The 24972-nt window shown below is 60.3% G+C and carries 17 protein-coding genes and 1 pseudogene; 5 read left to right on the top strand and 13 right to left on the bottom strand.

Annotated features, from left to right (window positions below; translation table 11 throughout):
* The first annotated feature begins 174 nt into the window (after positions 1–174).
* Positions 175–573 (top strand): ArsR/SmtB family transcription factor, encoded by a 399-nt coding sequence (locus AC1DD7_RS00405; RefSeq protein ID WP_477513312.1) that lies wholly within the window; start codon positions 175–177, stop codon positions 571–573.
* Positions 570–2255 (top strand): SulP family inorganic anion transporter, encoded by a 1686-nt coding sequence (locus AC1DD7_RS00400; RefSeq protein ID WP_477513311.1) that lies wholly within the window; start codon positions 570–572, stop codon positions 2253–2255. Before AC1DD7_RS00405 ends, AC1DD7_RS00400 begins: the two co-directional genes overlap by 4 nt.
* Positions 2256–2299: 44 nt before the next feature.
* Here AC1DD7_RS00400 and AC1DD7_RS00395 read toward each other — a convergent pair whose 3' ends face one another.
* From AC1DD7_RS00395 to AC1DD7_RS00365, 7 genes are all read right to left on the bottom strand, one after another.
* Positions 2300–2788 carry a pyridoxamine 5'-phosphate oxidase family protein gene (locus tag AC1DD7_RS00395; protein WP_477513310.1) on the bottom strand — a complete coding sequence of 163 codons (489 nt, stop codon included), beginning with the start codon at positions 2786–2788 and terminating at the stop codon, positions 2300–2302.
* A gap of 332 nt (positions 2789–3120) precedes the next feature.
* Positions 3121–4101 carry an ABC transporter substrate-binding protein gene (locus AC1DD7_RS00390; RefSeq protein WP_431115079.1) on the bottom strand — a complete coding sequence of 327 codons (981 nt, stop codon included), beginning with the start codon at positions 4099–4101 and terminating at the stop codon, positions 3121–3123.
* Between the two features lie 60 nt (positions 4102–4161).
* On the bottom strand, positions 4162–6195 hold the full coding sequence (locus tag AC1DD7_RS00385; protein ID WP_477513309.1) for an ABC transporter permease: 2034 nt from the start codon (positions 6193–6195) through the stop codon (positions 4162–4164).
* On the bottom strand, positions 6195–7232 hold the full coding sequence (locus AC1DD7_RS00380) for a quaternary amine ABC transporter ATP-binding protein (protein WP_477513308.1): 1038 nt from the start codon (positions 7230–7232) through the stop codon (positions 6195–6197). Before AC1DD7_RS00380 ends, AC1DD7_RS00385 begins: the two co-directional genes overlap by 1 nt.
* A 728-nt stretch (positions 7233–7960) precedes the next feature.
* A complete protein-coding gene (locus tag AC1DD7_RS00375) occupies positions 7961–8149 on the bottom strand; it encodes a winged helix-turn-helix transcriptional regulator (protein ID WP_477513546.1) in 189 nt (62 codons plus the stop codon).
* 18 nt (positions 8150–8167) lie between these two features.
* Complete coding sequence (locus AC1DD7_RS00370; RefSeq protein WP_477513307.1) at positions 8168–10798, bottom strand: GH32 C-terminal domain-containing protein; 2631 nt, start codon at positions 10796–10798, stop codon at positions 8168–8170.
* A gap of 321 nt (positions 10799–11119) precedes the next feature.
* Positions 11120–12052: a LysR family transcriptional regulator gene (locus AC1DD7_RS00365; protein ID WP_477513306.1), complete on the bottom strand. Its 933-nt coding sequence runs from the start codon at positions 12050–12052 to the stop codon at positions 11120–11122.
* A 163-nt stretch (positions 12053–12215) separates the two neighbouring features.
* Between AC1DD7_RS00365 and AC1DD7_RS00360 the strand changes: the two genes are divergently transcribed.
* Positions 12216–13517, top strand: a complete 1302-nt coding sequence (locus tag AC1DD7_RS00360) for an aromatic ring-hydroxylating oxygenase subunit alpha (RefSeq protein WP_442015597.1) — start codon at positions 12216–12218, stop codon at positions 13515–13517.
* A complete protein-coding gene (locus AC1DD7_RS00355) occupies positions 13514–14929 on the top strand; it encodes a ferredoxin reductase (RefSeq protein WP_477513305.1) in 1416 nt (471 codons plus the stop codon). Before AC1DD7_RS00360 ends, AC1DD7_RS00355 begins: the two co-directional genes overlap by 4 nt.
* A gap of 150 nt (positions 14930–15079) precedes the next feature.
* Here the strand turns inward: AC1DD7_RS00355 and AC1DD7_RS00350 are convergent, their stop codons facing one another.
* The 6 genes and pseudogenes from AC1DD7_RS00350 to AC1DD7_RS00325 form a co-directional block, all read right to left on the bottom strand.
* Positions 15080–17371: a molybdopterin-dependent oxidoreductase gene (locus AC1DD7_RS00350; protein WP_477513304.1), complete on the bottom strand. Its 2292-nt coding sequence runs from the start codon at positions 17369–17371 to the stop codon at positions 15080–15082.
* A gap of 147 nt (positions 17372–17518) precedes the next feature.
* A complete protein-coding gene (locus AC1DD7_RS00345) occupies positions 17519–18820 on the bottom strand; it encodes an FG-GAP repeat domain-containing protein (RefSeq protein WP_477513303.1) in 1302 nt (433 codons plus the stop codon).
* 304 nt (positions 18821–19124) lie between these two features.
* Positions 19125–19289: pseudogene (locus AC1DD7_RS00340) on the bottom strand (LLM class flavin-dependent oxidoreductase); the annotation flags it as partial.
* Positions 19290–19323: 34 nt separating this feature from the next.
* Positions 19324–20811 (bottom strand): NAD-dependent succinate-semialdehyde dehydrogenase, encoded by a 1488-nt coding sequence (locus AC1DD7_RS00335; protein ID WP_477513302.1) that lies wholly within the window; start codon positions 20809–20811, stop codon positions 19324–19326.
* A 146-nt stretch (positions 20812–20957) separates the two neighbouring features.
* A complete protein-coding gene (locus tag AC1DD7_RS00330) occupies positions 20958–21851 on the bottom strand; it encodes a LysR family transcriptional regulator (protein WP_477513301.1) in 894 nt (297 codons plus the stop codon).
* An 80-nt stretch (positions 21852–21931) separates the two neighbouring features.
* Positions 21932–23575 (bottom strand): DUF5597 domain-containing protein, encoded by a 1644-nt coding sequence (locus AC1DD7_RS00325; protein WP_477513300.1) that lies wholly within the window; start codon positions 23573–23575, stop codon positions 21932–21934.
* Between the two features lie 149 nt (positions 23576–23724).
* Between AC1DD7_RS00325 and AC1DD7_RS00320 the strand changes: the two genes are divergently transcribed.
* Positions 23725–24972 (top strand): MFS transporter, encoded by a 1248-nt coding sequence (locus AC1DD7_RS00320; protein ID WP_477513299.1) that lies wholly within the window; start codon positions 23725–23727, stop codon positions 24970–24972.

Genomic DNA, 24972 nt, shown 5'->3' with positions numbered 1-24972 from the left:
GGTGAAGCGGGGGCAGATAGTGCCGACGAGGGTACGATACTTGATACGAATTACCCTTAAAACGTATCACAAAGCATGGGGAGTGCAAGGGGCGATTTGGCTGGGGCGCAGGCAGTTTGCTCAGCGCTGTTACACTGAATGATGGAATCATCAATCAGTCCAAAGACTCCCATCATGGGGCGAGAGGCAAGCATGGATGAACTTTCAGATTTCCGGGCGCCTCTGTATGAGGTGAAGGCCAACCTCTTCAAGGGCTTGGCGCATCCAGTCAGGATCAGGGTCTTGGAGCTGCTGAGCGCGGCCCCAGAAGTATCGGTGACTGACATGCTGGCCGCGACGGGTCTGGAAGCATCCCACCTATCCCAACACCTGTCCGTCCTGCGCCGCTACCACCTTGTCACCGCTGAACGCCGGGCGCTGCAAATGTTCTATTCCTTGGCCTACCCGCAGGTTGCAGAACTGCTGGCGGTGGCCCGGCAACTGCTGCATGACATGCTGAACAACACCCGCGAGCAGCTTGAACATTCAACGGCAAACGTTTCTGCTGCAGCCCCTTCAGGCGCACAACGATGACTGTCTTGCGCATGGCCCGCGCGCTCCTGCCGTCTTGGCGGGACTATGCGGAACTGCCCCGCTCCTGGAAAGGGGATCTGGTAGCAGGAGTTACCGTTGGCATCGTTGCCTTGCCTTTGGCGCTTGCTTTTGGTGTCAGCTCCGGGGCCGGCCCGGCCAGTGGCTTGATTACCGCGGTGATCGCCGGGATTGTGGCGGCTGTCTTTGGTGGGTCCAACATCCAGGTTTCCGGGCCGACCGGCGCCATGGTTGTTGTCCTCGGCCCTGTCATCGCAGCTCACGGCATCGGCGCGTTGGCCGCTGTGTCAGTCCTCGCCGGCGCCATGGTCATCGTCGCTGGTGTCCTAAAACTCGGCCGCGTCGTGACCCTGCTGCCCTGGCCGGTGATCGAGGGATTCACCCTGGGCATCGCACTGATCATCTTCCTCCAGCAGGTTCCCGCTGCGTTCGGAGTGCACGCTGGACCAAGCAGCAACGCGGCCGTCTCGGCTGTCCAGGGACTGGCGACGACGTCGCCAGCCGCCTTGTGGGCTCCCGTGGTCCTGGTGGTACTCGTCGCCGTGATCATGGTTGCCGCACCCCGGATCCATCCGCAGATTCCCGGTTCCCTCCTCGCCATTATCGCGGCCAGCGTCACTGCCCAGGTTCTGGACCTTCCGGTGGCGAGGATCGGCGCACTTCCTGACGCACTGCCGCCCCCAGTCGTCCCCGCCCTTGACTGGGGCACTGTGGCAGCGCTGGCAGCCCCGGCCGCAACGATCGCAGCGCTGGCTGCGATCGAATCACTGCTTTCTGCGCGGGTCGCCGCCTCGATCTCTGACACCGGTCCCTATGACGCGGACCGCGAGCTCCTGGGCCAAGGCCTGGCCTCTATCTGCTCGGGGTTTTTCGGCGGTATGCCTGCCACCGGTGCCATCGCCCGCACAGCAGTGAACATCCGCTCCGGCGGCCGCACCCGGCTGTCCGCCATCATCCATGCCGTAGTCCTGCTGGCCGTTGTCTACCTTGCAACGGGTCCGGTCTCGCGGATTCCGCTCGCTGCTTTGGCCGGTGTTCTGATGATCACCGCCACCCGGATGGTTTCCCTGGCCACCCTGCGCAGCGTGATCGGGTCAACCCGGGCGGACACGGTCGTTTTCATTGTCACGGCCCTGATCACCGTGTCCTTTGACCTGATTCAGGCCGTGGCCATCGGCATCGCCGTCGCCTCCTTCTTTGCCCTGCGCACGATGGTCAAGTCCAGCGGGGTGCACCGTGAGGAAATTCCCGGTCCTGTCCAAGACGGGGATGAACACATTGCCGTGTTTCGACTGGATGGGGCGTTGTTCTTCGGCGCCGCGGAACGCGTTCTGGAACGCGTCAGCGCTATCCGCAACGTTGACGCAGTCATCATCCGCATGTCCCAGCTCCAAGTCCTGGATGCTACCGGGGCGAGGGTCATCACCGACATCGTCAATGCCCTGGAGCGGCGCGGAATCACAGTGTTGATCAAGGGAATCCAGGCCCGGCACCTTGCCTTGGTCACGCGGGTGGGAGTGCTGGAGTCTCTGCGCCACCACAAGCACCTGTTCGACGACCTGGCCCCGGCCGTCGAGCACGCCCGCAGTCATGTCGCCCGGGCAAAGGCCGCCCGCGCCCCGGAGCAAGCCGATGCCCCTGCAGCACCGTCGTCAGATCAATGATCAGGAGCCTTTCCCCCGGCTAAGCAGGCCTGCCCAGTGCGGCTCTATTCGAACGAGGCACGTCGGGCATCATTTGTCTTGGTTGTCCATAAGTCGGGCGGGTTAACCTTGAACCGTCGGCCTGTCAGAGCCCGCGGTACCAGTCGGATGTAGTTGTCCTTAGGTCCGGGTTGCCATGGTTCAAGTCCCAGGGCATCCACCTTCGCAGTCTCGTCGGGATCTGTCATGAGAAGTGTTTCACCGCGGGCCACGACACTCCAGGCTTCCGTTGTCGCAGCATCGTAGCCATCGATTTCCAAAACCCCTGGTCTAGACGCCATTGCTCCCCACAGTTTCCGTCCGGGGCTGCTGCGGAAAACGATGTGACGGTCAAAGAGAACGTAATTCACCGGGAAGATTTCGGGGTGGTCATCCACTACCAGGCCAAGGCGGCCTATTGTCGCTGCAGCCAACAGATTCCAGCACTCGTTAAAGGACAACGACGAGTCATGACCTTCAGAGGTTCCGTCGTCCAGGGTTGGGGAATTATTCATCTCAGACCTCACATCTTCCTGTGGTTGGTTCCGGAGCTGTGTTCTTCTCGGTTCCAACAATGCCTTGTGGGTTAGTCGTGTTCAATGGCCGGCGTCCGGAGCTGAGCCGAAAGTGGTTCTGTTCCGGTTGTCCGGAGCCGGCTAACCAACCTCCTTGGGCAGTACAGCGGCCGACCACTGAAGAAAAGTGCGACGGCGGTACTTGCCCGGGTGCCGCCGTCGCTCGGTTCCTTGGTGGAGTTGGGTAAAGGCGGAAATTGCTGTGCGTAATGCACGTCATCCACCCCGGGACAGTCCCTGGGTGGATGACGTGTGAGTGGTCTGATGTTCTGTTATTTAAGCCAGGACGTCACCGTTTGCTGGTTCGCGTCCACCCACTTTTTGGCTGCGGCTTCGGGCGTCATGCCGCCCTGGATATCCGTCGCGACTGAATTCTGGTCTTCGTTGGTCCATTTGAAGCCCTTGGCCAGTTTGGCTGCCGGTGATCCGCTGTCCGCGAACTTCTTGGAAATGACCTTGTTGAGGGTATAGGTCGGGTAGTCGCAGGCGACCTTTTCAGCGTCAGCATCGCAGCCCTCGGTCCAGGCCGGAAGGGAGACCTTCTTGAGTGGAACCTGGGACAGGAACCACTGTGGCTCATAGAAGTAGCCCAGCAACGGCGTCTTGTTTTGCTCCGCCGTCCGGAAAGACTGGATAAGGGCAGCCTCCGAGCCAGAGAACACCACCTTGTAATCCAAGTTCAGATTCTTCACCAAGGCTTCGTCGTTCGTGACGAAAGCGGGGTCGCCGTCCAGGACCTGGCCCTTCCCGCCGGACTCGGAGGTGGTGAACATCGAGGCGTACTTGTTCAGGTTCTTCCCGTCCGTGATGTCCGGGTACTTCTCTGCCATCCATGGTGGTACGTACCAGCCGATGTGTCCTTCGTTGCCGGTGGGACCGGCATCTACAGCCACCTTCTGATCCGTAATGTACTGCTTGGTGAGGTCAGCATGACCCCAGTTTTCCATGATGACGTCCACTTCGCCGGAGGCGAATCCCTGCCAGGAAATCTGTTCGTTCAGGTCCTTCTGGACCACAGAGCAACCAAGCTGGTTTTTAGCGACGTAGCTGTACACGGCGGCATTGGCTGTATAGCCGACCCAGGCGTTCATCGCGACACTAACAGCTCCGCAAGGCGCATCCCCGGCACCTGCGGGGGCGGCGGCCACCTGATTCACGGAAGCACCCCCGCAGCCTGTCAGCAGCAAGGCAGCGGCGGCGACTCCTGCCATCAGGGGGATAGTTCGCTTCAACAGCGGTGGGACTTTTTTCATTTGTTGGGTCTCCTTGTTGGGGGTGGGAGTATGGGGGGGCTGGGTTGATCGTTGGAGGGACTAGGTTGAGGGGATCTTGGCCGAGGCAAATTTCCGTATCGGGGCTGCCGCTGCAGCCTGGGTCATCCTGTCGAGCAGGATGCCGAGGAACACAATGGCAAGGCCTGCGGCCAGGCCCTTGCCGAACAGCGAACTTTGGACAAAGCCGGCGACGACGTCGTACCCGAGTCCGCCTGCACCGACCAGGGCACCCACGACCACCATTGCAAGGACGTAGATCAGTCCTTGGTTGGCGGCGAGTGCCAGGGATTTCCTGGCCATCGGCAACTGGACCTTGGTAATGACCTGCCATGGCGTTGACCCGCTGGAAACGGCAGCTTCAAGGACAGTGGGGGAGATCGCTGCGATGCCGTCGGCGGTGATCTTGATGGCGACAGGAGCTGCATAGATGATGCCTGCGATGATCGCCGTGAAGCGTGTCGCGCCGAACAGTCCCAGGAACGGAACAAGGTAGACGAACGCTGGCATCGTCTGGCCGGCGTCGAGTATTGGCCGCAGGACTTGGTCCACCCTTTGGGAGCGGCCCATCGCCACGCCGAAGACCACGCCAAGGACCATGACCAGCATGGTGGCCACCAGCGTTCCTGCCAGGGTGACCATGGAATCGCTCCAGAGGCCGAGGTAGATGATGACACCAAGGCAGGCGGTGGTAACGGCGGCGAGCTTCCAGCCGCCCAATGCGTAAGCCGCCAGGGCAATGACGCCCACGAGGATGTAGAAAGGCGTGTCCGTGAGCAGGGACTGGAACGGGTTAAGGATTCCAGTGGTGACCGATTCACGCAGGGACACTGTGAACAGGGACAGGTTGCTCTGCATCCACTGGCTTGCCGAGGTTACGGCCTGGACGATCGCCGGGCCGATGTTGAAGTCTTTCGGGAAAGCCGCGGCCCACAATGAGCTTCTGGACAACTGGACCATGACCAGGGCCAGGCCCAGCGTGACGCCCAGGATTATGTATCGGTTCCTGCGGGAGATGCGGCCCTTTCGGGCAGCGCCCGGTTCCGCGCGGCGGCTGGCTGCAGTGGTTACCCGGTCCAGCACGATGGCGAGCAGGACGATGGAGAGGCCGGCATTTACTGCAGTGCCGACGTCGAGCGATTGCAATGCCCGGACAACAACCTGGCCAAGCCCCGGAGCGGCGATAAGTGCCGCAATAGTGACCATGGACAGGGCCGCCATCGTGCTTTGGTTGATTCCCATGACGACCGTCCGCCTGGCCATGGGAAGCTGCAGGGTAAACAGCCGCTGCAGGCCGGTTGTACCCAGCGAGTCCGAGGCTTCCCGGGTGTTCTCGGGGATGCTCCGGATACCGTGAGCGGTGAGGCGGATGACCGGAGGCGCTGCGTAGATGACGGTAGCAATGACGGCTGAGGCCGGGCCAATGAGGAAGATGAGCGCCAGGGGGGCCAGGTAAACGAACGTTGGCAACGTCTGCATGAAGTCCAGTACCGGCGTGATCACTGTGGCGACGCGGGTAGAGACGCCGGCGAGGATACCAAGCGGGATACCGACCAGGAGAGTCAGCAGCACCGCGGTCAGGACCAAGGCGAACGTGTAGGTGGCCTCGACGAACAGACCTTGGAAGCCGAAGAAGGTAAAGACGGCTACCGTCAGGAGGGCCACGCGGGCGTTCCCGACAGCGAACGCAATCCAGCCAAGCAGTCCTACGGTTCCAAACCAGCCAATTTCCGGCAGTCGCAGACCCGTGGAACTTGCCGCAAAGAGCGTGATGAAGAGGTTGGCGACGTTGTCCACCACTGCCCGCAGGGGCGTGAAGACATACAGGAAGACCGGGTTGTCCGCGCGGTTGGCAGCGACCCAGGCGTTGAACTGGTTCAGCGAGCGATGCAGATCAGTCAGCTCGGAGGCAGGCAAAGTCAGGGTCGACGTCCCGTGCAGGATCAGAAAGCCCAGGATCCAGATGACGCCCGCGGCCACCAGCAGAATGGTGCGGCGACTGGGGCGGCGGCGCGGTTCCCTAACAGGGGTCGTTGTTGGCTGGACCTTTTCCTGATCCCTGACAAGCGTAGTCATCAGGCCGCTGCTTCCGCTGGCTGCAGCACAGAGAGGATACTGTCACGGTCGATCTGCCCGATGATCCTGCCTGCTTCATCCTCCACGAGGACAGGGCAGGAGGAATGCATCACCGCTGTTATGGCGTCCCGGATGATCACCCCGGAACTGAGGACCGGTGCATCCAGGGGCGTTCCATCCGCCAGGGGACGCATAATCCACTTCAAGGTCAGAACGTCCGCGCGGGGAACTTCGGACACAAAATCCTGAATGTACTTATCTGCCGGCGATCCCACCAACTCATCCCCGGTGCCACACTGGACCATCTCGCCATTGCGCATGATCAGGATCCGGTCACCGAGCTTGAGTGCCTCGGAAAGGTCATGGGTGACGAACACCATGGTCTTACCCATTTCCTTGTGGAGACGGATGACCTCGGCCTGCATGTCACGCCTGATGAGGGGATCCAGTGCAGAGAAGGGCTCGTCGAACAGGATGGTGTCCGGATCGCCCGCCAAAGCCCGGCCAAGGCCAACGCGCTGCTGCATCCCGCCGGAAAGTTGGTCCGGATAGTGTTGTTCGTACCCCTTCAGGCCGACCAGTTCAATAATTTCCCGAGCCCGGCCGTAGCGTTCGTTCTTAGCCGCCCCGCGGATCTGCAGCCCGTAGGATACGTTGTCCAAAACCGTGCGGTGGGGCAGGAGTCCGAAGTGCTGGAACACCATGGACATTTTCCGCCGGCGCAGTTCCCGCAGCTCCCCAACCCCTGCCTGCAGGACATCCTTGCCATCCACCATTACCTGCCCTGAAGTAGGTTCGATAAGCCGGGTGAGGCAGCGGACAAGGGTTGATTTGCCGGACCCCGAAAGGCCCATGACTACAAAGACCTCACCCTTGGCGACGTCGAAACTCAGGTTGCGGACGGCCGCCACGCAGCCCGAGGCTGCCAACAGTTCAGCAGAGCTAAGGGACGAAAGCTGAGGATCGCCAGGGACCTTTTCACCAGCGGCGCCAAAAACCTTCCAGAGGTTCCGTACTGAGATGTCGGGGCTGTTCATTGCTGTACTCCTGCTTATGGCGGCTCGAACCAATGACCGGGCTTCGAGTGGACGTTTTAATGCTTGTTCTTTCGCCGAAATCAACCCACTCGGCTTGGGGAAGGCTGGGTTACGTCGGTGGAGGCAGCGCTCTCAACGTCATGCTCCAGACGCCCGTGGGCAAATCCTTGCGCGATGTCGCTACGGCACTGTGAATCTTCTTGCTGCGAACGGGCTTGATCTGCATGTGGCTGGTTGTGTATGCATCAACATCACCCGTAATACGCAACAGTGATGTATCTCACTCAACCTGTCAAGGTTTGGAAATAAATAAAAACGATGGCCAACAGCTTCGATGAGTCTGGGCCTCAGAAAGGCCCTGGGGTACCCGGTGCGGGCGAGACTGTTGGCTGTTTGAACTAAGGCTGCCAGCGAGCAAGGTTTCAACCCGAACGTCCAGCCACCATGAGCGAGGCCTGCGCGGTCAAAATGTTTGGCGGGTTGGATGCTTACCCAAGGGAAAGGTCACCTTGAGGGAAGCTGTTTTGTGACGAAACCATCGCGTCGTATTACGGCAATGACGTAGCGACCAGTGGCCCTTCGGCGACGGCAGCAAAACCGCTGGATGGTGCACCCGTCTCCTGCACGGTAGCGGCTGCGGCTGCGCTCCACGGCTAGGTGTCTTTGGCCAGGTCCTGGACGTCGAAGGTCTCGCGTGCCTGTTCGATGTGAGGCATGTGTGCTGCGGCTCATTCCAGGAGCACGTCGATGGGGTGGCGAAGTGTGTTGCCTAATGGTGTGAAGCGGTACTCGATCGCCACGGGGCGTGAGCTGAGGAGCTCGCGTTCGATGATGCCGTTGCGTTCGAGGCGAAGCAGGGTCGCCGTCAGCAATTTCTGCGAGAGCTGTTGTGGGTCCCCGGACTGCGCTGTTGGCAGCCAGGGGACCCGCAGGTGTTACTTCTTTCCGGGAAGGAACATCGACTGTTCCATCGGCGTCACGGTCAGCGACTTCAGCTGGGCGGTGCCGCCTTCTGCGAAGAGTGACATCTTGTCGGCTCCGGCGTTCGGGAACACTTGGTCGGTGATGGTCTGCAGGCCGTTACTGGTGAACACCTCTACTGATGAGCGGTCCACGTAGATCCGCAGGGTGACATTGCCCTTATTGTCCAGGGTGACAGGGGCGTCATCCACGGAAGAGAATGCCGAGTGGAAAGCGGTGTTTCCGGACTTTGTTCGGTCAACGAAGATCTTTCCGGTCATGGCGTCGTAGCCGATGATGGTGGAGGAGTTGCCGTCGCCCAGTACGGTGATGCCGGACTTCTTCGCCGTGCCGGGGGCGAAGGTGATGTCCACGCGCTGGACCTGGCCCGAAGTCGTCGCCGGCAGCGACGTTGTTCCGGCCGCGACAGCGCGGCCCTTCTTATCGGCGTAGCTCGGCTTTTGCGCGAGGTCGTCCACTTGCTTGACGGCGCTCTGGGTGAGGCGTGGTCCGTCAGATGTCTGGGTCAGCTGCACCTCGCGGGGCAGTGACATGGCGCTGCGCCACGGGTTGGTAGGGATGTCGTTGGCATAGTCCCAGTTATTCATCCAGCCCAACATGACCCGCTTGTTCTCGGGCATGTTCGCGAAGGAGACAGCCGCGTAGTAGTCGCGTCCATAGTCCAGCCAGTCATACGACTCCAGGCGGGACGTCGCTGCTGTGGAGCTTGCGGTGAACTCGTCCGCGAGTATATGCCCCCAGCCGAACCTGTTGTTATCGACAACCTTGATTTGTGCCTGCTGGCCAACGAATTCCTTGACATCCCATGAGGCCCAATCCAGGGTTTCACTGTCGTTGCCTGTGGCCGTACGGACCACCTGTCCGTTGACTACCAAGTTCACTGTTTCTTCATCGGACCTCGGGACGGCGGCGGTGTCGGTGAGCATGACGTGGTCAAGGGTCAGGTGACCCCACCCGCCGGTAGCTTGGTCAACCACCCGCAGCTGTGCATTCTGGCCCGCGAACTCCGAAACGTCCCAGCCTTTCCAGTTCAGCAGTCCGGCGTTATCGCCCGCAAGGGAGCGGACGACGTTGCCGTTGATGAGCAGCTGGACGGCCAGGGTCTGACCGGAGTCCGCCGAGCGGTGGCCGCCCCCAACGAGCATGCTCATGAAGTTTTTCGTGATGGGGAACTCAGGGGATGTCAGGGTACCCTGACGGTCATCACCGGGTACGGTGCCGGTTTCGAACGTGTTGATTCGTTTGGCGCCAAGGTAAAAGTCCCCACCGCTGGTGGCCGGCTGGAAGTTGGGGGTCAGGTCTCCTGTGCCGGTCCATCCGGCATCGGCCAGCGTTGTGCCATCCGGTACCTCGAAGCCGTCAAACTTAAGTTCTCCTGGGGGCGGGGTGTTGTCCAGCTTGTCGGAGACACGAGGGTGCTTGCCGCCGCCAATGAGGAAATTCAGGTAGTCGTCCGTCACGGTAAAAGTTGGTGACTGCATGGAACCCAGCGGCCAGTCGCCGTCGTTGAATGAGTTGATCAGTCCTGTGCCGCCAAATTGGGTCACCGGATTTTGACCGGGCAGGGAGCCGGCGGCGGGAGCGTCGCCGAAAGGGCCGTTCTTCCAGTTGCCGGGTTCGTTGTTGACGGTCCAGCCGTTGTAGGTGCCGTCGTTGAAGCCGGCCAGGACAGTACCGGCCGGTGCCGCTGTGGCTGGTTTCGTGGTTTCGGAGGTGAACGTGGTGCCGTCGAAGTTGCCCACGAAGTATTGTCCAGCCGAGCCTCCGGCGACACCGCCGGGGTTGATGTTGACGACCATGACCCACTTGATGTTGTTCGTATCCCCATCCACCGCGAGCGGGAACAAATCAGGGCATTCCCACTGGCCGCCGCTGGCGTTGGCGGGTCCGAACTCGCTCAAGGCAGTCCAGTCCTTGAGATTGCCCGATTTGTAGAGGAGAACCTTGTGATCTTGCGATTCGACTGCGGTCATGACCCAATATCCGCCGCCGGACGGGTTGTCGTACCAGAAGACCTTCGGGTCGCGGAAGTTTGCTGAATTGCGGTTCAGCACAGGATTGCCGGAGTACTTGGTCCAGGTTTGGCCGTCATCCAGGCTGTACGCCAGGGACTGGGCCTGCAGGCCCCGGTGCGGGGAGGGCTCCTTGTAGGCGCTGGTGTAGATGGCCACCAGCGGGGGGTTTTCCTTCGTCCCGAAGCCGGTTGTGTTGTCCTTGTCAACCACAATGCTGCCGGAGAACACATCTTCCTGTGCATCGGTTGAGAGGGCGAGGGGCTGCTCCTGCCAGTGAACCAGGTCCTTCGACGTCGCATGTCCCCAGGACATGTTTCCCCACGTGTTGCCGGAAGGGTTGTGCTGGTAGAAGAGGTGGTAGACGCCCTTATGGAAAATCATCCCGTTGGGATCGTTCATCCAATTCTTCGCGGGTGTGTAGTGGTAAGCAGGTCGAAATTGCTCACTTCCCACCTCTGGTTCCGCGGATGCCGGTGTCACACCGGCCATGACGCCCGTAAGCGTCAGCCCCGCCAACGTTAACGCAGATGTTGCCATCCGCATCCTGTTGATCTTGAGTTTTTCCATCATTCTTTTCGGTCGCCCTTCATCGCGGCGTGCCCATCCCCACATAGACAACGTTGTCAGTGCTCTCAGAAGCTACGACAAGTCCAGCGGACAAGTCAACGGTTTTTTCGGCCATGCGCAGGACGATTCATTGCATTCCGAGGATTGAGACATCGTTGTCAGAATGGGCTTGCCAAAACACAAGTAACGCGGGTAACCTAAATCACATTTGCAACTAACGCGTGTTACTAGTCACTACCTAGGTAGCGCGGCGAGACAAGGAGGCTCTGCACATGCAGGACCTCAGTGACGACGTCCGTCATAGTTCTGCAGGAGACCAGGATTTCAGAGATCGTCTTCGGGCCGGGCAGTGAGAATCCGATTGGCGCTTTGCTGCAGGATGCCGAGCGACTCCTGGATCAGAGGCGATGTGATGCTGCCACGCCGCACCGCGGCGACAATGCGGCGCGAGGGCTTACCCCTGCCGGTGATACGGAGGCGAACTACGTTTTCTGCACTACGCAGCGGGGCCAGTCGCGGCAGCAGGCCCACGCCCAGCCCTGCGCCCACGAAAGCGATTTGGGTTTCCCACTCAACGGCCTCATGGGCAATTCGTGGTGTTACCCCGGCCGCGGTGAACGCCGCGGTGAAGAGGGAATGGTAGGTGGAGCCGGCGGCCTCGGTGATCCAGGGTTCTGACGCCAGCTCTTGGAGAGTCACTGTTTCACGCGAAGCCAACGGATGGTCAGAGGGAATGATCACGTCCAGAGGGTCATCGAGCAGGACGGTCTGTTCGAAGCGTGGGTCGTCCTCAGCGTAAGTGTCGGACTGCATGGCAACAATGACCGCGAGGTCGATTCGCTCGGCAACCAACAAGTCGAAGCAGCGGGCCGGGTTGGCCTCGAGTACCTGCACTTCCAGCTGGGGACGGGTTGAGCGAAGAGTCGCGGCGAGCGGCGCGAGCAACTGGGCGGCCGCCGTCGAGAATCCGCCGAGGCCGAAATGGGACTGCACCTGGTCGCCAGCCTCCATGGCGGCTGCACGCAGACTCTCCCAGTCGGTAATGAGGGTGTCCGAACCCGCCACGAGAAAGCGGCCAGTGGCGGTCAGTCGCACCCCCCGGCCATCCTTCGTCAGCAGCTGCATTCCAAGCACGCGCTGGAGCTCGCGCAACTGCGCGGAGACGGCGGAGGGAGAATAGCCTGTGAGCTCCGCGGTGGCGCCAATGGTGCCGCAACGGGCAAACACTCGAAGTGTGATGAGTCTCGCATCGATCATGCACCTATTGTGCATGGTTATCTTCTAAATGTTGCGCTTTTGTTGCAGCTCATTCGTCCCTAATCTCATGACTACAAGGATTTTGAATACAACATCGGTTGCACCCAAGCACCCTTGGTCGCCATGAATCGCACGCTAACCCAGGCCTCCCGGGAGGAAACAAATGTCTGCTCCAGTCTTGCCCCTCAATTCACGCGGAAAACTCGCTTCATCTTTGCCTGCAGAGCAGCTGGCAGAGATCAGCGAGTTGTTCGAGTTCCGGCGCAAGGGATATTCCCTCGATGCGCCTTTCTACACCGATGCCACGATCTTCAAGATCGACATGGAAGCCATTTTTGGCCAGCACTGGATCTTTGCCGCCAGCATCGCGGAACTTCCGGAGCCGGGCGACTACGTCACCGTCGACTATGGTCCCTACTCCCTGATCGTGCTGCGCAATGACGACGGCGGCGTGAACGTCCTGCACAACGTGTGCCGCCACCGCGGCGCCCGCGTCTTGACCGAGCCCGCCGGGTCAACAGGCAACCTGGTCTGCGGCTACCACTCCTGGACATACTCCCCGGAGGGCAACCTGATCCATGCCTCGGCGCCGGGGGAGACGAAGTTCGACAAGGGCTGCTTCGGCCTCAAGCGCGCCCACAGCCGCGTGGTTGCCGGACTGATCTTCGTCTGCATTGCGGACGAACCGCCCACCGACTTTGACGAGACCTCCAAGATCTTCGAGCCCTACCTCGCACCCCACGATCTGTCCAAGACGAAAGTCGCTTACCAGCAGAACATCGTTGAAGAGGGCAACTGGAAGCTCGTCATGGAGAACAACCGTGAGTGCTACCACTGCGACGGCCACCCGGAACTCGCTTGTTCCCTCTTCCCTACCTGGGGCCTGACGGAGGGCCTGATCCCGGCCCACCTTGAAGAGGTGTGGGACCGCAACAAGGAAGCACAGGCATCGCTCGAGGAGCGTTGCCGCCGCTATGGCCTTCCCTACGAGGTGGTGGAAGAGCTCGACACCCGAATTGCTGGAATCCGTATCTCCCGGGAATCGTTGGACGGCGACGGCGAATCGTTCTCGCCCGATGGGCACAGGCTCTCCAAGAAGCTGCTCGGCGATTTGCCGGACTTCCGGCTTGGCCGCTGCTCGATGCACCTTCAGCCCAACAGCTGGTTCCACTTCCAGAGCGACCACGTCATCACGTTCGGGGTCTTCCCCATCAACGAGCACCAGTCCCTGGTCCGCACCACGTGGCTGGTAGCCGATGACGCCGTGGAAGGTGTCGACTACGACCTGGAGAAGCTCACCTACACCTGGAAGCAGACCAATCTGCAGGACAAGGCGTTCGTGGAGCTGTGCCAGACGGGCGCCGGCAGCCCTGCCTACGAGCCCGGCCCGTACATGAAGAGCGAATACCAGGTGGAGGCATTCATTAACTGGTACGTGCAGCGTGTCCAGGAGCACCTGGCATGATTGAACTCCTCACTGAGACGGCAGTCCAGGAACCGCAGCGCATTCGCGGTCTTGAGATGCCCTGGAACAGGGTGATGGGAAGCACCGAGGGTCCCGCCAGCGCTGCCCGCGCGTTGGGCCCTTGGCATCCGCAGGAGTTCATGGCCGAATGTGTTGAGGTGGTTCCCGAGGTGGGCGGCATGATGACCTTCGTGTTCCGCCGCTGTGACGGTGCGCCACTGGCGTTCCGTGCGGGGCAGTACGTGAACGTCGCCTTTCCCGTGAACGGCGAGGACCAGGATCCGGTGGACCGCAGCTACTCACTGTCCAGTTCGCCCACTCAGCCGTGGACCTTTAACATCACAGTCAAACGCGACGCAACTGGCCTTGTCTCTCCTTGGGTGCACGAGAACATCAAAGCCGGCACCGTCCTGGACATGCTCGGCCCGGTTGGGGCATTTCACCTGCCCGATGCCGACCGCCGGGCACGCTACCTCTTGTTGGCTGCCGGCGCAGGGATCACCCCCATCATGTCCATGGTGCGGACCATCCACTCCCTGCCCGGGCACGCGGACGTCATCGTGCTCTATCACGGCGCGGAGGCTGGAGGCTTTGCTTTCCACAAGGAGTTGGCCTACATCGCCTCCGTGGACTCGCGGATCAAGGTCTTCTACTCCCTTGGCGACCGCAGCAAACCCGAGGGCTGGGAAGGACTCACCGGAAGGCTGACGGCCTCCATGCTGGACGAAGTGGCCCCCGACGCCAACGGCCGCCAGGTCTATGCCTGTGGTCCAGAGGGTTACCTGAACACCGCAACGGAGCTCCTGGGGAAGGTCGGCGTCGACGACACCTCCATCTACATGGAATTCTTTTCGGGAGACCGCCAGACGATCCTTGAGTACCAGGCGGAGCTCGCGCTAGCGGCGGACATTGCCGAGGAAATCGCGGAGGAAATCGCCGATTCCGCGGAGGACTACTACGAAAGCCAGCCCACAGCGTTCGGGCTCTACGAGCCAGGCTACGACGCCGAGGGAACCCTGAAGGCCGGGGGACTGCCGCTGGAAACCATCGATCCGGATGCGCCCAGTGCGGAAGCCCTCGACGGCGGTTCGGACACGGCGCCGCAGGCCGCGTCCCCGGATGCTTCAAGCTTCGACACAGTCGGAACGGGAAGCCTCACGCTGTCCTTCATGCGCACCGGAATCAATGTGCGCATCGACCCCACCGAACACATTCTGGGGGCCGCCCAGCGTGCGGGCGTCAGGATCGGGGCGAACTGCAAGGAAGGCATGTGCGGATCGTGCAAGGTCGTCAAGCTTTCCGGTGAGGTGGAAATGAACCACCAGGGCGGGATCCGGGCTAGGGAAATCGATGCAGGCAAGTTCCTGCCCTGCTGCTCCACAGCGCGGACCGACATGGTGATCGATGCCTAGCTTCTTCCGGTCGCGGCGATAGGATTCTCCACCTTTTACGAGTCCAGCGTTCAGGGCTCGAATCGCCGTTCGGGTCCTACTTCGGGAACCGTTTTGTCCACGGTCAGTGGCCTATATGGCCCCTGACCGTGGACAAAACCACTGAAGATGCTAACGCTCCGGGATCAAAACGGGGGGAATTGTCACCGTGAGGTCAGGGAGTTCAGCTGACCAGGCTTCCACCTCGACGAGCGCGTGCTGCGCGGTCGTGGCCTGTGACAGGCTTGAGGACGGCCTGTCGGCTGTGAGGACATTTGGATTCCCGTGCCTGCAAAAGGATGTTTCATTCGGTGCCGGATCATACCAAGCTCCGGCTGAAAGCTGTACAACGCCGCGCCGTAGAGAAGGACTGATAGCCAAACCGGCTAGACAACTTCCCCGGTCATTCCGCACGAGAACAACCTGTCCGTTTTCAAGGCCGCGGGCTGCCGCGTCATCCGGGTTCATTCGTAGGGGTTCTCGCCCCTGGATCTTGGATTTCTGGCTTGTGGCCCCTACATCGAGTTGACTGTGGAGTTTTGTCTTCGGCTGGTTGGCAATGAGGTGCAGTGGATAGTCGCCTGAGGAGCCAAGCCATTCGTCAGGTTCGATCCACACGGGGTGGCCCGGGCAATCGGCATAGCCAAAACCGGCAATTGTCGAGGAGAATATTTCGATCTTTCCACTCGGTGTTCCGAGCGGGTACTTCCCGGGATCCTGACGGTAGTCCGAGAGCAAAATTTGGCTAGGTTCAATAAGGGGGATCTCGATCTTTTCTGAGTCCCAGAATGTGTCGAAATCAACCACGTTGACGCCTCGTTCGCCAAGCTCGCTATTCCATTGTCCGTACAGGTGGCGGAGCCAACCCATCGTGTCACGTTTCTCCGTGAACGCGTCAGCTGTTCCAAGCTTGGCTGCAATTGCGGCGAAAATATCATAATCATCGCGGGCACTGCCGGCAGGTTCAGTCAGTGCATGCATCGGGAAAAACGTGGGGTCACTTCGGCCCGCTCCGTAGTCGTTTCGCTCTATCGACATGGTTGCCGGGAGCACGATGTCGGCATGGCGTGCTGTGCTGGTCCAGAACTGTTCATTCACGATGACAGTAGCTGGTTGGGCCCATGCCTTCCGGAATCTTGCCAAGTCCTGATGGTGATGGAATGGGTTACCGCCGGCCCAGTAAATCAACTCGATCTCTGGCAGGGTGATTCGCTTGCCGTTGAAATCTATCTGGCTTCCCGGCTTGAGCAACATGTCGGCTATCCGGGCCACAGGAATATACGAAGTCTCGGGATTCCGGCCTTGGGGAAATGAAGGGGCACCGGCGACACGCCTGGGTAGTCCTACATCTGCGGAGGACCCGTAACCGTGCTGGAATCCTCCACCAGGCAACCCGATCTGTCCTAGCATCGCGGCGAGGGTCACCCCAAGCCATATTGGCTGCTCACCGTGCTGTTGCCGCTGCATGGACCAGCTCAAATTGATCATGGTCCGTGATTCAGCCATGTCACGTGCAAGTTCGGTAATTCGAATCGCCGGAATCCGCGTCAGCTTTTCAGCCCAGCTTGGATTTTTTGGAACACCGTCGACATCCCCACGAAGGTACGGCAGGAATTCATTAAGACCGACACAGTACCGGGCGAGGAACTTCTCGTCGGCGAGTTTTTCATCGTCCAGCACATACGCAAGGGCCAGCATTAGGGCGGCGTCGCTTCCAGGCAGCGGCGCGATCCACTCTGCACCGGCTTCCTTGTAGGTGTCGTCGCCTATCGGCGTCACGTCAATGAAGCGGCACCCGCGAGCTACTGCTTTCCGGATTGCGGCCCTTGCGACATGGCGCCCGACTCCTCCAGGAGCAATTGCGCTGTTCTTCTCGGAAATTCCCCCGAAAGCAATGAAGAGTTCTGTGTTCTCACTCACCACTTCCCAAGAGGTTGCCCCAGCCATGACCTGATAGGGCGAGGCAGCGATGATGTGCGGCAGAAGCACACCCGAGGCACCGTAGCTGTAGTCCGTTACGCCGGAAACATAGCCTCCCAACGAGTTCAAGAATCGGTGGATCTGACTTTGGGCGTGATGAAATCTGCCGGCGCTGGCCCAGCCATATGAACATCCGTACACAGCGGAAGGGCCTTTTTCGGAGTAGACACGCCCCAGTTCTGCACTGGCCAACTCAATTGCACGATCCCAGGAAACTTCAACAAAGGGTTCATTTCCCCGGCCAGACCCGCTTCCGGGCCCACGTTCCAGCCAGCCAGCACGAATGGCAGGGCGCAGGATACGAGTGGGGTGGTGTTGTGCAGAGGCCATGTTGTCCAAGAGGTCACTGGGGTCGGGGTCTTGGGACCAAGGTCTGACAGAGAGCAGGGCTTTCCCGTCACTTTCGGCTTCGAAGGCTCCCCAGTGTGTCAAATGCGTGCGCATGCGGCAGTTTCCCTTGGATGCTGTTCTGATGACCGTTGGCCACTATTGTCGTCAGCATGTCCGTTTACCGGACCGCTGGTCAAGCGTTCAACTCGATTGGACCAACATGACGGTTCTTCCGGGTCTCACGCAGAACCTGCCTCAGGGTCAGATGAGGGAACGGAAAATGTCCCAACCGGTTCCAATGGTTTCGTCGGTAGGAACGAACCCGCTGTACTTGAGCAGGTCTCCGTCCGGGTTGATGGCAATGGTGTCGTTTCGGGTCACCGTGTGCCCCCAATGGATTGCCTCGCCCAGGTTGTGGGTGTAGCTGCCGACACCGATGATCTCGGACATCGCCTCCCAGCCAGGGCCCCAGGTACCGGCCCCTTCCCAGCCTCCTTGGCCATTGGAACGGTATTCGTGCATATAGCCGGTGTAATCACGTCCGAGGATGTCGACATCACCGTCACCGCTTAAATCTCCCGGGGCAATGATCTTGTCAAAGACCTGCCACCCGGTGCCCACAACGCGTGGTTGCTTCCAGCCGCCGTCGCCATCGCCTGGGTACAGATGGAGGTCACCTTCGGCATCGCGGGCGAGCACATCGTTGATGGCGTCTCCGTCGAAATCGCCCGGGCCCACGATGGCGTCGAAAATGTTCCAGCCCGTGCCGACGACAGATCTTTTCAACCAGCCCCCATGGCCATCGCCCGGGTACAGATACAGGTCTCCCCGTGCGTCTCGGGCGAGGATGTCGTTATTGCCGTCGCCGTCGAAATCGCCGGGTGAGAAGACGATGTTGAAGACGTCCCATCCAATGCCAACAAGCCTGGGTTCATCCCATTGCGCTGTCTCGTAGCTTGGGCATGTTCCCGCATCGCAGGCTCCCAGACCATAGGTATAAGTGCGTGGATAGAGGACCAGGTCGCCGTCGTCCGTTCGACCCAGCAGCTCGAAGTTTCCCCGCCCGGTCCAACCCATGGCCCGGTTGGAGGCTGCAATTGGCGCGGTCTCCTTACTGTGCAGCAGGGTGTTTTCATCGCCCCGTAGGGAGTCACCGCATTGTGGCTTTTCCGGAGTCGTGGCGTAGACGTTGAAGGAGAGGCGATTCCCGCGGTCTTCAGGCAGAATTTTGAGCGGTTCGACCTGACGTTCGGGAGGAAGAGGTGTTCCATTACTGAGCCATTCGATCGTGTAGCCAGCAGGGGCTGCCTCAGTCTTATCGCAGCCTGAGAATTCCGCTGGAGCACCCATTCGAAGCTCTGACCCTACATACGGCATTCCAATCAGGGAGACGATTCCATCCATATCAATATGGTGGAAGGGGAGAGTGTCTGCCGCCGCTGCCGGCGCAGCGCCACCACCAGCCGCGGTGGTGACAAACAATGCAGCGGTGACGCCGGCACTCGCCAACGACACCGCCTGCACAGCGGCAAGAACTCGTTTGCTCAGTGATGAGGAGATCATTCCGGCAGCGTAACAGGTAGCGTGGCTACGGCCTTGGACGAAAGACGAGTACCGACTACTCGTGCACCAAGACTGCCTGGTGGTCTTTACTAAATGCAGCGGATCTCAAATAACTGCCAATGACCCCCCAACGTTTGGCGGTTGGTGCCCAAGGGTTCCGTCGGCCTGGACCGGACAACTGCAGCCAATGCAGATGTCCGGCCCTTAGCCTAGCCACGACGGCATTAGACACCGAACTACGAACCGGCCGGGTTGCCACTATCCGCAAGGATTTCGCGGACCATGGGAACTACCCTGCTGCCGCATAGCCGAATAGTGGGAACGACTCCGTGAAGGAGCCTCTGCCCAGGATCACATCGGCCCGACCGTTGGAGAGTGCATCAACGGTGGCAAACCGCTGGAAGACCCGCACAGGATCGTCAGAGCTGAGCACCGTAACGCCGGATCCAAGCCGGATGCGGGAGGTAACAACGGATGGTATTTGGATGGGAAACGAGCTGGCGCTAAACCGTGGCGCGTCGCGCCACGTTGTAGAAGCGGATGTTCTCGTATTCTTCGAGCCCCTCAGCGCTTCCTTCACGTCCGAGACCTGATTGCTTGACACCTCCGAAGGGGGCGGCTGCGTTGGAGGGGACGCCTTGGTTGATGCCGACGATTCCTGTCTGGAGACTGTCGGCGACATTAAGGGCACGGTCCAGGTTCTCGGTGAAGACGTAGCCGGCGAGGCCGAATTCTGTGGCGTTGGCGCGGTCAATTACTTCGGCCTCGGAGCTGAAGCGCTGTATGGCGGCGATGGGGCCGAAAATCTCGGACTGGGCGACGTCGGAATCTTCCGTAACGCGGTCCAGGACGGTCGGGGCGAAAAAGTTGCCTACGGAATCGTATCCGTGGCCGCCGGTGAGCAGTGTGGCGCCCAGGGCCACGGCGTTCTCGGTGTAGGCCTGCATTTGAGCGACTGCACGATCGTCGATCAGCGCGCCGAGTCCCGTCTGCTGTCCGAGGCCGCTTCCCACGGCGACCTGGGCGAAGCGTTCGGTGAGCGCTGCTACAAAGTCATCCGCTATTGCGTCCTGGACGTAGATTCGGTTGGCTCCAATGCAGGACTGGCCGCCATTTCGCAGTTTTGCGGCAAACGTTCCATCCACTGCCCGCTGCAGATCGGCGTCGTTGAAGACGATGAGCGGAGCGTTGCCGCCAAGCTCCATTGAGCTGCGAAGTACGTTCTGGGACGCAAGCTTCAGGAGCTGCCGGCCCACCGGCGTCGATCCTGTGAAAGAAACCTTCCTGACCCTGGGATCGAGGAGGACGGCTTCGCTGAAAGCACCGGACTTTGAGGTGGTGATGACCTGGATCAGTTCTTCAGGCACTCCTGCCTCGACGGCGAGTTGTACGGCAAAGTACGTCGTGAGGGGAGTGAGGGTTGCCGGCTTGATAACTACGGGGCATCCTGCCGCCAAGGCGGGTGCGATTTTTCGGGTAGCCATGGCCAGTGGGAAATTCCATGGCGTGATCAGTACCGCCAGGCCGACGGGGGAGCGGCGTGTCAGCAGGCTCGCGCCACCATCCGGCGTTTCGCGGAAGTTCCCTGCGGGACGCACCGCTTCCTCGGCGTACCAGCGAACAAAGTCGGTGCCGTATTTGACCTCGCCGCGTGCCTCTGCCAAGGGCTTCCCCATTTCGCGCGAAATCAGGTGAGCGAGATCTTCAGTGTGGGCAACGAGCTTGTCGTACCAGGCGTGCAGCACGCTGGCGCGCTGGCGAAGGGTGCTCTTGGACCAGGCCGTTCCAGCCTTGTCCGCCGTCGCAACAGCTTCCAGTGCGGTCTGAACATCGGCGTCGGGGACATGGGCTATGGTTTCGCCTGTCGCAGGGTCCTGGACTGCGATGCCGGAGGTGGGAAGGCTGATGGATTGGATGACGGCATCCGCGTGTTGGAGGCTCGCGGGGTCTCCCGGAATCAGGGATGTAGCGACGTCGGATATGAGGCTCATCGGTTCTCTCTTTCGGTAGTGACGGTTGGCTCCCAGACCCTGGCGTTGGCAAGGACGCGGCGGAGTGGAGCATGCCTGAAGCAAATGTAGCCACGGAAAAGAGTAAACAAAAGCGAATCTTTTTGACGTTTATCTGTAAGCGCTTCTTACATGAGGACAGTCTGCAGCGCTTGGGTTATTGCTTCCCGCACGGCTATCAGGGAAGCGCTGCGCTCAGAGCCGGACCGAACCAGGAACTGGATGCTGCGCTGTTGATCTGCCGGCAGCCAGGAACTAGGCGTAATAAGGCTGCCGGCTTCACGCACCACCATGTCAGGCAGGAAGGCAGCGGCCAGACCCTGTTCAACCATGCGGAGGTGGAAAAGTAGGTCCGAAGAAACATAGGCGATAACCGGCTCGATGCCTAGCTCGCGGCAGACCCGCATGGCCCATTGTGAGGAGGCTGTGTGGAGTGGCTCTGCTACCCAACGTAGCTCCTTTAGATCGTCAAAGTCAGCGAACTCCAGGCCATGGGGGAGGTAGCCGCGGATGGGGTCCTGGCCGATCACGGTGGTGTGCACTCCTCCGGGCGGCGCCACTGTTGTTCCAGGAAACGCATCGCTGACCACGGCATCGACCTGCCGCGAGACCAACTGGACGACTGCCTGCTCGGGATCCTCGCGTCGCAACCTGACGTCGAGTCCGGGATAATTTCGGGCCAACTCCGCCAACGCAAAAGGCATCACGCTCCGGCTGATGGTGCTGAATGCCGCTATGGTCACAACCCCTTGGGGCCGTTCATGGGAGGTCGCAAGATCAGCCTCAGCGCGTTCCATCGCGGCCAATATTGCCTCCGTGTTGTGCACTAGTTCCTCGCCTGCCGGGGTGAGGCGGACGTTTCGCCCCACCCTTTCGAGAAGGACCACGCCCGTTTCCTTTTCCAACAAGCCGAGCTGCTGCGAGATGGCGGAGTGGCTGTAGGAAAGTTCGCGGGCGGCGGCACTCATGCTGCCGTGCAGCTTGACTTCCCTGAGGAGGGTGAGGCGATGGAGGTCGAGCATGCTGGTACCTGCCTGATTGCTGTCGGATGAGTTCAACGGCGCGCAGTCCCAGCGGCGTGACTGGGTGTGCTTCCCTCCAATCAAACCAGTTGGGGCGACATCCGAGGATACGGGTAGATGCGGCAGATCGAGATGCCGGTGTGCATGTGCCCCATGGGAATCGGGAACACCGCGGTGGACATTGGTTCGTTGTGTGGATGGATCCAGGTAGTGCCGCCTGCTGTCTCATCCCCGTTAAGTAAACGTCCGGATCGGGCATCAGCCACCCCGGATATTTCCTGCACGGATTCCATGCCGATGTTCGATTCTCCGTCGATCGCGGTGAAAGCTATTTTGAATCCGCGGCCGATCGCCGCGAACTCATCGGATCCCAGCTGGCGGATGATCCCATAAGCGCATGTGCCGATAGGGTCGGTTCCGATGGGAGTCATCCGCGTTACGGTCATTCGAACAGTCGAAAAGACGAGGTCGATCTGCGGCTGCTGATCTGTGAGGAAGAACCCGCGATGTTGGCCAGTGGAGTACGCGGTGTCGCTAAGAAGAGGATCGGCGCGGGCGAGGAGATCGTAGGCGTCAGCCAGTGCTTGGAGGTCCTCGGCACTGCCGGAATCAACGCCGAATGGCGAAACGCCGAGGGCGCCGAATTCGCCGATCGCTTCAAAGATGTGCCCGACTCCCGTAACGTCGCGCCGCATTTCCGGGATGAACAATCCCTTGGACGCATCAAGGAAGTTGCCGAAGATTGTCCGGCTGTCCCCGAAATAGAGATCGGGTGCCAGCAGATCGATGGAGGGTGCGCACGCCTTCCAGATGTCGGCGACGTGGGGGAGCGGCCCACCACTTGGATAGATGCCGGGGCGCTGTCCTCCAGCAACAGCGAAACCCGGAAGGTCGACGTCGATATCGCTGTCCAACCACGCGTTCACAAATAGGGGAAGTGCCGAGTGCTGCCGGCCGGCATGTGCCACCCGTTCGATGTGGGTTGCGATTCCGTACGCCATGAACGCCTCGTCAGAGCGGTCTGGGGAGGGGAGTAGTTCCGGCCACATGGCGATATTGGCGCCCAGTGCTTCTTGTGGCCGGCTCGCCAGGGCATCAACTACAGGCTGTGGTACTGGTTTGGCGAATGCAGCATTGGCTGGATGGGAATGATCCCGCGAAGCTCCAAGAAGGCCGACCTCGTTCTCCACCTGCACCATGAGGACGGTTCTCTGCTCGCCGTCGATCATCTCGATATGCCGCATCAGTGCGGCAAACGCCGTGGCATCCAATGGCTCCTCTGTGAAGGGAGAAAGGGTGTCAGTGAGACGCCCATCCTCCAGAACGCATCGCGTAAAGCGCGTCCAGTCCCTCTTTACCCAGGCAGGAGCATAGGTGGAGGCCCCATTCTTCCAAGCCCCGAACCAGAGGATGATCAAACGCAATCCAACACTGCGGGCCGACTCAATCAAGTGTGTAACTTGGGCCAGTTCAAAGGTGCCTTCAGTGGGCTCGACGGTCTCCCACGACACCGGTGCCAGGACTGTATTCGCGCCAACCGTGAGGGCTGACTCCAGTCCATTCCGGAACGCTTCAGGGGACGAACTGGACGAGTTATGCAGTTCGACGCCTCGGACCAGAATGGGCGAGCCATCGACGATGAGTCGTGCCCGTCCAGTTGATCTTTCGAGCGTGGGAACATGCGTCGAATTCAACTTCATTTCGAGAAGTACTTCGGTTGACACGATTTGGACCTCCATTGGTTAAAATGTGGCAAGTGCACGGTTTTAGAGTAGCAGGATATAGGAACTTTTCTCAAAATGTAGCGCATGCACTGTTTTTGAGCTAACGTCTTCCTTGTCGGACCTTCGTCCCATGCAAAGGAGCATCCCCAATGGCAATAACTTCCTCAGCCCCAGGCCAGTCTCAGGACGCCGTGCCGGCCCCACGACTAGGGCGTCTCGGGCCACTTCTCTTCCTGGCGCATGCTGGCTGGATGCTACCGTTCAGTGCTGCTGGCGCCCTTATCCCCGCCCTGATGGCCCAGATTGATCCCGATCAAAAGGTCGCACTCTATGCCACGCTGGCAGCGGCCGGCTCGATCGCCAGCATGATAGCGACCATCGTTTTCGGTGCCTTGTCCGATCGGACACGTAGCCGTTTCGGACGGCGAAATCCCTGGATTGCAAGCGGTGGAATCGTGCTCGGCCTTGCCGCCACGATGATGTCGTTCACGAGCGAGTTTGCCATCCTGGTCGTTCTCTGGGTTGTTCTCCAGATCGGGCTTGCTGTCGTCCTTGCTCCGCTGTTCGCGGTGCTGCCCGAACGAGTGAGCGCCAAGAACCTTGGAAAGGCCTCCACCCTCATCGGACTCGGTCAGCTGCTGGCGCAGAGCCTGGGCGCGATCGTTGGTGGCGCTTACATCACGATGCCGAGGGAGGGACTCCGTTGGCTGCCGTGGCTCATAGCGGTGGCAATGATCATCTTTGTCCTCCTTTCGCGTGAGAAGGACAACCGCGACGTCGCACGCGAACCCCTGTCTATTGGCGCACTGTTGCGCGGCTTCGTTCCGCCAAGGGACAGGGATTTCCTGCTCGCCCTTATCGGCCGCTTCCTCCTTCTCCTGTCGTTCATGATGGTCTTGCTGTACCAGCTCTTCGTCCTCACGGACTACATCGGACTGGATATTGCTGAGGCGGGCGGCGTGATCGGGACCGGCGGAGTGATCATGGCCATCTCTTCAGGAATCGCCACGCTGATCTCGGGCCCGCTCTCGGATAGGATCAAGCGGCGCAAACCAATCGTGATCGTCGCTTCGTTGGTTTTTGCCGCCGCCGAACTTCCACTTGTCTTTGCCGCCGACCTTAGTGCCTTCTACCTGTTCCTCGCTGTCGGTGGTTTCGCCTACGGAATGTATATCGCCGTTGACCAAGCGCTGCTTGCTGAAGTTCTCCCGGACGCAGAGAACCAAGGCAAGGACATGGGCATCCTGAACATTGCCAATACTGGACCCCAGATCATTGCCCCTATCGTGGCCGGGATAGTCGTATCGATTGCAGGATTCCAACTGGTGTTCGGGATGGCGGTTGCGCTAGCGGTTCTGGCAGCGGTGGTACTGGTTCCGATTCGCCGCGTCCGATGA

Source organism: Paenarthrobacter sp. 10L412, assembly GCF_056395565.1.
This window is presented reverse-complemented; position numbering and strand designations above follow the sequence as displayed.

Excerpts from the sequence above, each read along its gene's own strand:
- AC1DD7_RS00400 (WP_477513311.1), top strand. The coding sequence starts at position 570 with ATGACTGTCTTGCGCATGGCCCGCGCGCTCCTGCCGTCTTGGCGGGAC.
- AC1DD7_RS00330 (WP_477513301.1), bottom strand. The coding sequence starts at position 21,851 with ATGCTCGACCTCCATCGCCTCACCCTCCTCAGGGAAGTCAAGCTGCAC.
- AC1DD7_RS00365 (WP_477513306.1), bottom strand. The coding sequence starts at position 12,052 with ATGATCGATGCGAGACTCATCACACTTCGAGTGTTTGCCCGTTGCGGC.
- AC1DD7_RS00405 (WP_477513312.1), top strand. The coding sequence starts at position 175 with ATGGGGCGAGAGGCAAGCATGGATGAACTTTCAGATTTCCGGGCGCCT.
- AC1DD7_RS00385 (WP_477513309.1), bottom strand. The coding sequence starts at position 6,195 with ATGACTACGCTTGTCAGGGATCAGGAAAAGGTCCAGCCAACAACGACC.
- AC1DD7_RS00395 (WP_477513310.1), bottom strand. The coding sequence starts at position 2,788 with ATGAATAATTCCCCAACCCTGGACGACGGAACCTCTGAAGGTCATGAC.
- AC1DD7_RS00345 (WP_477513303.1), bottom strand. The coding sequence starts at position 18,820 with ATGATCTCCTCATCACTGAGCAAACGAGTTCTTGCCGCTGTGCAGGCG.
- AC1DD7_RS00335 (WP_477513302.1), bottom strand. The coding sequence starts at position 20,811 with ATGAGCCTCATATCCGACGTCGCTACATCCCTGATTCCGGGAGACCCC.
- AC1DD7_RS00390 (WP_431115079.1), bottom strand. The coding sequence starts at position 4,101 with ATGAAAAAAGTCCCACCGCTGTTGAAGCGAACTATCCCCCTGATGGCA.
- AC1DD7_RS00360 (WP_442015597.1), top strand. The coding sequence starts at position 12,216 with ATGTCTGCTCCAGTCTTGCCCCTCAATTCACGCGGAAAACTCGCTTCA.
- AC1DD7_RS00380 (WP_477513308.1), bottom strand. The coding sequence starts at position 7,232 with ATGAACAGCCCCGACATCTCAGTACGGAACCTCTGGAAGGTTTTTGGC.
- AC1DD7_RS00355 (WP_477513305.1), top strand. The coding sequence starts at position 13,514 with ATGATTGAACTCCTCACTGAGACGGCAGTCCAGGAACCGCAGCGCATT.
- AC1DD7_RS00320 (WP_477513299.1), top strand. The coding sequence starts at position 23,725 with ATGGCAATAACTTCCTCAGCCCCAGGCCAGTCTCAGGACGCCGTGCCG.
- AC1DD7_RS00370 (WP_477513307.1), bottom strand. The coding sequence starts at position 10,798 with ATGATGGAAAAACTCAAGATCAACAGGATGCGGATGGCAACATCTGCG.
- AC1DD7_RS00350 (WP_477513304.1), bottom strand. The coding sequence starts at position 17,371 with ATGCGCACGCATTTGACACACTGGGGAGCCTTCGAAGCCGAAAGTGAC.